The sequence below is a fragment of the Paenirhizobium selenitireducens ATCC BAA-1503 genome, from assembly GCF_900492185.1.
Classification (GTDB): domain Bacteria; phylum Pseudomonadota; class Alphaproteobacteria; order Rhizobiales; family Rhizobiaceae; genus Allorhizobium; species Allorhizobium selenitireducens_A.
Window position 1 is genome coordinate 93246 of the sequence record NZ_UEYP01000014.1, and the last position, 6050, is coordinate 99295.

General features: G+C 63.7%; 9 protein-coding genes. 1 reads left to right on the forward strand and 8 read right to left on the reverse strand.

Features of this window, described 5'->3' with window-relative positions; translation table 11 throughout:
• Position 1 precedes the first annotated feature (1 nt).
• Positions 2–580 (forward strand): thioredoxin family protein, encoded by a 579-nt coding sequence (locus RHIZ70P_RS18825; protein WP_115672012.1) that lies wholly within the window; start codon positions 2–4, stop codon positions 578–580.
• A gap of 261 nt (positions 581–841) precedes the next feature.
• Here the strand turns inward: RHIZ70P_RS18825 and gfa are convergent, their stop codons facing one another.
• The 8 genes from gfa to RHIZ70P_RS18865 all read right to left on the reverse strand — a co-directional run.
• Entirely contained in the window at positions 842–1411 is a 570-nt protein-coding gene (gene gfa / locus RHIZ70P_RS18830; RefSeq protein WP_115672013.1) for an S-(hydroxymethyl)glutathione synthase, read from the reverse strand.
• A 135-nt stretch (positions 1412–1546) separates the two neighbouring features.
• Complete coding sequence (locus RHIZ70P_RS18835; RefSeq protein WP_115672014.1) at positions 1547–2341, reverse strand: ABC transporter permease; 795 nt, start codon at positions 2339–2341, stop codon at positions 1547–1549.
• Positions 2338–3066, reverse strand: a complete 729-nt coding sequence (locus RHIZ70P_RS18840) for an ABC transporter ATP-binding protein (protein ID WP_115672015.1) — start codon at positions 3064–3066, stop codon at positions 2338–2340. Before RHIZ70P_RS18840 ends, RHIZ70P_RS18835 begins: the two co-directional genes overlap by 4 nt.
• Complete coding sequence (locus RHIZ70P_RS18845) at positions 3063–3695, reverse strand: ABC transporter ATP-binding protein (RefSeq protein WP_115672016.1); 633 nt, start codon at positions 3693–3695, stop codon at positions 3063–3065. Before RHIZ70P_RS18845 ends, RHIZ70P_RS18840 begins: the two co-directional genes overlap by 4 nt.
• Positions 3692–4453 carry an ABC transporter permease gene (locus RHIZ70P_RS18850; RefSeq protein WP_181904071.1) on the reverse strand — a complete coding sequence of 254 codons (762 nt, stop codon included), beginning with the start codon at positions 4451–4453 and terminating at the stop codon, positions 3692–3694. The genes RHIZ70P_RS18845 and RHIZ70P_RS18850 overlap by 4 nt, the downstream gene beginning before the upstream one ends.
• Entirely contained in the window at positions 4446–5417 is a 972-nt protein-coding gene (locus tag RHIZ70P_RS18855) for an ABC transporter substrate-binding protein (RefSeq protein ID WP_115672018.1), read from the reverse strand. The genes RHIZ70P_RS18850 and RHIZ70P_RS18855 overlap by 8 nt, the downstream gene beginning before the upstream one ends.
• Before the next feature lie 83 nt (positions 5418–5500).
• On the reverse strand, positions 5501–5713 hold the full coding sequence (locus RHIZ70P_RS18860; protein ID WP_147294023.1) for a hypothetical protein: 213 nt from the start codon (positions 5711–5713) through the stop codon (positions 5501–5503).
• Between the two features lie 40 nt (positions 5714–5753).
• A partial coding sequence (locus RHIZ70P_RS18865) for an ATP-binding protein (RefSeq protein WP_181904072.1) occupies positions 5754–6050 on the reverse strand: 297 nt, incomplete at its 5' end.

Sequence of the window (6050 nt, forward strand, 5' to 3'; positions counted from 1 at the left end):
CATGGCATCCACTGCGCCGCTTTGCCATTTCGGCTGGAAGGCTATCGACGCCCGGCTTCCCGGCACCGAGGGGCGCGCCCGCTCCATACTCGACTTGGCCGGACCGAATGGCCTCGTCGTCGCCTTCATCTGCAATCATTGCCCCTATGTGAAAGCGGTGATCGGCCGGATCGTCCGCGATGCACTGGAGCTCGAGGCCCACGGAATCGGCTTCGTCGCCATCAACTCCAACGATGCCACCGTCTATCCGGAAGACAGCTTCGACAATATGAAGCGATTTGCCGCCGACCACGCCCTGCCCTTCCCCTATCTGCATGACGCCGACCAGTGGGTCGCCAGAGCCTATGGCGCGGTCTGCACGCCGGACTTCTTCGGCTTCAACAAGCGCATGGAGTTGCAATATCGCGGACGGCTGGATGCCTCGCGCAAGGAGATCGGCCCGGCGGATCTGAGGCGCGACCTGTTCGAAGCCATGGTTGGCATCGCCAGGACCGGCAAGGGGCCGGAGGAGCAGCATTCGGCGATCGGTTGTTCGATCAAATGGAAGCAGGATCCGTCCTGGCTGGCGCAGAAGCGCTGAGGCAACTGCGGAACCGGCGATCACCCTCCCCGATCGAAATGGCGACAAGGACCTTCAACACCAAACCCCGGTCGCATGCGGACATCCCATGAAACGTCAAAAAGCCGCCGATGATCCACCATCGGCGGCTTTGCTTGTTGCTGCCTGCACTTCCAACCCAAGGATGCCGGCGCGCCGCCGACACCCTCAAGCCCTGCCCGTTCTCGCTTCCGAAAAGGAAGAGACGCGGACAGGGCTCGGGGGAGGAATGGTTAGCCTTCATCAGGCCGCAAGCGCACCCGATTGCTTGGCGACATGGGTCGCGATCGCATCCATCAGCGCCGGTGACAGCGCGTCATAGGGCGGCAGCCCGAGTTCGTTGAGGCGCGCGCGGATCTCGCCCATCTTGTCGGGGCTGACCCCGCTCTCGATGACCGACGAAACGAAGGCGGCGAATTCCGGCGGAGACCAGCCCGTCTCGTCGCTGAGTTCGGTATGGACGAAGTCCAGGCCGTAGAACGGATGCTTGGTGTTTTCGATGCGGCCGTACATGTGCGTGCCGCAATCCTTGCAGGCATAACGCTGGATCGTAGCACTGGGATCGACGATCTGGAGCTTCTCCGCCCCGGAGGTCACCTTGACATTGTCGCGCGACACGACCGCGATCTGCGCGAAGATTGCGCCCTTCGGCTTCCAGCACTTGGTGCAGCCGCAGGCATGGTTGTGGGCCGTCTGTGAACTGATTTCCACGGTCACCGGATTGGTCGCGCACTTGCATTTGAGCGTACCGCCGTGGAAGCCGGGCTTAGCCGGCGGAAAGCCGTTGTCGATGGCCGGATGCAGTTTGATCATGGGTCCCTCCTCCTCAAGTCTGGACGTCTGGAGCGTCTCAGTCGATGACAGGATCGGAGCAAATCAGGCGATCGGCAACATAGCGGAAAGTGGCGGTTTTCGGCGCGGACGCGGGATTCCAGCGTAAGCCGGGGGCTACCGGCCGCGCGCACGCAGCATGGCGCGGGCCGGATCATAGCCCCACACCGCCGCCAGCATGAAAACGACGAAGCAGGCGGAAACCCAGGCCAGCGCCTCGAGGTTCAACTGGCCATAGAGCGCGAACCGGATCAACTCGACGGCATAGGTAAAGGGATTGTAGGCGCAGATGTCGCGCAGCAACGGTGAGCTTTCGGCCATCTTCCACAGCGGATAGAGCGCCGACGACAGGAAGAACATCGGGAAGATGACAAAGTTCATCACCCCGGCGAAATTCTCCAGCTGGCGAATGGTCGAGGAAATCAAAAGCCCGAACGCCCCGAGCATCAGGCCGCTGAGCAGAAGCGCCGGCAGCACGGCCACATAGCCGAGCAGCGGCAGGTCTATGCCTGTCAAGGCCGCCAGGCCCAGGAACACCATCACCTGAACGATCGACACGATGACCCCGGCCAGCAGCTTGGAGAAAAGCAGCCACCAGCGCGGCAGAGGCGAGGTCAGCAACAGCCGCATCGAGCCCATTTCCTGGTCGTAGACCAAAGACAGCGACGACTGCATGCCGTTGAACAGCTGGATCATGCCGCAAAGCCCCGGCAGGATATAGACCTCGTAGGTGATGTAGGTCTGGTAGGGCGGAATGATCGACACGCCGAGCGCGGCGCGAAAGCCGGCGGCGAACACGATGAGCCAGACGAGCGGCCTCACGAGGGCGGCAAGGAAGCGTCCGCGCTGCCTGACGAAACGCAGGTTCTCGCGGGTGATGATGGCAAGCATCGCGGTCAGCCAGGCTCTCATGCAACGGCCTCCGTATTCTCGGCGGTCATGGCGAGGAAGGCCTTGGCCAGGCTGCGGTCCCCGGCCAGTTCAGCCGCGGGACCGTTGCTCAATACCCGCCCGCGATGCAGCACCACGACCTGGTCCGAAACGGCGATTTCGTCGACCAGATGCGTCGCCCAAAGGACGGCAAGTCCGCTCTCGGCAAGCTGATGGACATGATCGGTGATCGCCTGGCGCGAAGCGGCGTCGAGCCCGACGGTGGCCTCGTCGAGCAACAGGATTTCCGGTTGATGGACCAGAGCGCGGGCGATCTCCATACGCCTGCGGTGTCCACCGTTCAGCGCGCGCACCAGTTCGTCGGCGCGCTCGGCCATGCCGAGCTGTGCCAGTGCCCGGTCTATGGCGATGGCGGCGGAACGGCCGGACAGGCCGTGCAGCCCGGCGAAGTAGCGCAGGTTGCGGCGCACCGTCATGTCGAGATCGAGCGTCGGCTGCTGGAAAACCACGCCGATCCGGGCGAGCGCCGCGCGTGGCGAATGGGCGATGTCGAAGCCAGCGACATTGATCACTCCCTCGTCTGCGACGATCAGCCGGGTCAGAAGGGCAAAAAGCGTCGACTTGCCCGCGCCGTTCGGGCCGAGCAGCGCGCAGAAGCGGCCGGGTTCGACGTTGAACGAGACATCGTCTAGCGCTTTTCGCTCGCCATAGTGAAAGCCGACATGGCTGATCTCCAGACCCTTCATGTCATGTCCTCCCGCTTCGCCCCCGGTGGGCCCACTCCATCAACGATCGTCGCCGGACGCCCGGCAAGCCGGATCGTGCGCCTGGCCAGCCGCTTCGCCTCCGCCTCGGAATGGGTGACCAGGATCACCGTCGGGCGGGTTTCGGCAATCAGCGCCTCGGTCAGTTCCAGCATTTCCTCCGCCGTCTGCGGATCGAGCGAGACATAAGGTTCGTCCATGACAAGGAGCGCGGGACGCCCGACAAAGGCGCGCGCCAGCGCCAGTCGCCGCTGCTGGCCAAGCGACAACTGGCCGGGGAAGAGCCCGGCCTTGTCGGCGATGCCGATGCGTTCGAGAGCGCCGCGCGCCGCCTGCTCCCCAAGCGTCGGATGCACCAGCGTCAGGTTCTGCAGCGCGCTGCGCCAGGGCAGCAGTACAGGCTCCTGGAAGACCATGGCGATGTTCGACGGTCGGACGATCTCACCCTCGAAGGCCTCGTCAATGCCGGCGATCAGCCGGAGCAGCGTCGACTTGCCGATCCCCGAAGCCCCGAGGATCGCAACCGTCTCGCCATCCGCCACTTCGAAGCGAATGTCGCGCAGGATCTCGTTCTCGCCGAATGCCTTGCGCTCGACGTCGATCTTGATCATGCCGTCCTCCAGGCCCGCGCCCGGCGCTCGAGCGGCTGCAGGACCAGCGCCTCGACGATCAGCATGACGACGATGAAGGTCAGCGAATAGACCAGCACCATGGCGACATCGAACAGCTGGAAGTAGAAGTGGATCTGAAAGCCTATGCCGCTGGAGCGACCGAGGAATTCGACCACCAACACGATCTTCCAGATGACCGCGATGCCGGCTCGCGCCGCGCCGGCGATATAGGGCGCGAGCTGCGGCACGACGACATGGCGAAGGCGCGCTAGCGACGACATGCGATAGACCTTGGCCATGGCGTCGAGATTGGGATCGAGCGCGCGGGCGCCCTCTCGAATCAGCGTGGCGACATTCGGGATCTTGTTGAGCACCACGGCGATGATCGCCGCCGTCTCGTTGAGCCCGATCCACAGATAGCAGAGCACGATCAGCACCAGCGCCGGCAGGTTGAGGAACACCACCAGCCAGGGGTCGAGCCAACGATCGAAGGCGGGATAGCGCCCCATCAGGAAGCCCAGCGCCACGCCGATCGCCATGGCCGGCACAAAGGCCATCACCACACGCCCGAGCGTCATGGCGAGATGATAGGGCAGAGCGCCGGACCCGGCCGCGCGGGCAAAGGGTTCGCCGAGCGCCCATGGCTGCGGCAGGATGCTCGCATCCGCCGTCAGCGCCGCAGCGGCGACCCAGACCAGCAGGAGCAGGCCGAGCGACAGCGCGCGAACGATCGACGGATGGCGGGCGAATTCACTCAAGATGCAGGAACACTCCCTCCGGAAGCGTCGTTGCCTTGCCGACGAGTTCCTCGCCGCCAAGTTCGGCCATCAGCCGCAGGAAGCGATCGGCAGCCGCCTCGTCGATCGGCTTGCCGCTCGGGATTCCGGCGCGATACCCGTCACGCAAGGCAACGAACTCGGCGTCGTCCGCCGCGTTCATCATTCCGCGCAGGCCCTCCCAGGCCTTGTCGTCGGTGCGCAGGAGTTCCTTGGCCGCCACCGAGGCCTTGTAGAGCCCTTGCGCCACCTCGGGATGCGCCTTGACGAATTCGCCCTTCAGCACATAGCCCAGGAGCGGGGTATCGGGGTCCAGCCCGAGTTCGGTCGCCGCGTCTGCGACAGTCACCAGATCCCGCATGCCCTTGGCCTTCATCTTGGCGAGAAAATGCCAGAAATTGATCGCCGCCGCAGTCTCCCCGGACAAGGCCGACTTGAAGATCAGCGGCGGCGCGGCGAACACCTGTTCGGTCTCCCTGGCGAGATCCATGCCATGCTTCTTGGTCGCATAGGCACGAAGGATCAGCCAGCTCTTGTCGAGCGGCCCTCCGGCAATGCCGATCTTTTGCCCCTTCAGATCGCCGAGCGTCTTGACCGGGCTGTCGTCTTTGACGACCAGCCCGCCGACAGCCCGCGAATAGGGGATGAAGACATAATCCTTGCCGGCGGCGCGCTGATAGGCGACCCAGATCCAGTCGGCCACCATGGTATCGGCCTCGCCGCCCTCGAAGGCGACGCGCGTCGCGCCGTTGTCGGCATAGTCCTGCACCGCCATCTCGAACCCGTTCGTCTTGTCGAGCGCGTTCGCCTTGATCGTGGTGATTTCCCAATTGACCGTGCCGGAGGCCAGCATGGCCGCCCGCAGTTTCGGCAAATCCTCGGCCAGAGCCGGCGAAAGGCCGAGCACCAAAAGGCCCGTAGCCAAGAAACGTCCCAGTTTACCCATCGCGCGTCCTCCCACGGCTTACCGCCGTCTTCCTGTCCGTCCGATTTCCAAGCGATTCGCCCGCCCAGCGGCGGACGTCTCGCCTATTCCTTGCGTTTCTCCGCCACAGTCAAGTCGCCCTTCAGATCCATGTCGTACTGACCGTCGGCGCAAAAGACATCATCGAGCTCGAAACCATCGCCATTGGCCTCGATATTGGCCGGATCGACCTCGCATTGCATGGTCTTCAGCATGGCCTGGATCGCCGTCACCTTTTCCGCCGGCACTTCCTGCGCCCCCGCTGTGTTGATTTGCACTGAGAGCTGACCCGGGATTTGCGCCGAGAAGTGACCCGCCTTAGGTATCGTCCGTCGTGGTTGGGGTGGTCAAGTTCCTCCGTTTCTCCTTCGTCGCTTTGGGCTCATGGGCCGAACTGTTTTTGAATCGGAAGCTGTCGTTTCCGGTTTCGAGGATATGGCAATGGTGCGTGAGGCGGTCGAGCAGCGCGGTGGTCATCTTGGCATCGCCGAACACGCTGGCCCATTCGCTGAAGCTCAGGTTGGTGGTGATGATGACGCTCGTGTGCTCGTAGAGTTTGCTCAGCAGATGGAATAGCAGTGCACCGCCTGAAGCACTGAACGGCAGGTAACCGAG

Excerpts from the sequence above, each read along its gene's own strand:
- RHIZ70P_RS18825 (WP_115672012.1), top strand. The coding sequence starts at position 2 with ATGGCATCCACTGCGCCGCTTTGCCATTTCGGCTGGAAGGCTATCGAC.
- RHIZ70P_RS18835 (WP_115672014.1), bottom strand. The coding sequence starts at position 2,341 with ATGAGAGCCTGGCTGACCGCGATGCTTGCCATCATCACCCGCGAGAAC.
- RHIZ70P_RS18840 (WP_115672015.1), bottom strand. The coding sequence starts at position 3,066 with ATGAAGGGTCTGGAGATCAGCCATGTCGGCTTTCACTATGGCGAGCGA.
- RHIZ70P_RS18855 (WP_115672018.1), bottom strand. The coding sequence starts at position 5,417 with ATGGGTAAACTGGGACGTTTCTTGGCTACGGGCCTTTTGGTGCTCGGC.
- gfa (WP_115672013.1), bottom strand. The coding sequence starts at position 1,411 with ATGATCAAACTGCATCCGGCCATCGACAACGGCTTTCCGCCGGCTAAG.
- RHIZ70P_RS18845 (WP_115672016.1), bottom strand. The coding sequence starts at position 3,695 with ATGATCAAGATCGACGTCGAGCGCAAGGCATTCGGCGAGAACGAGATC.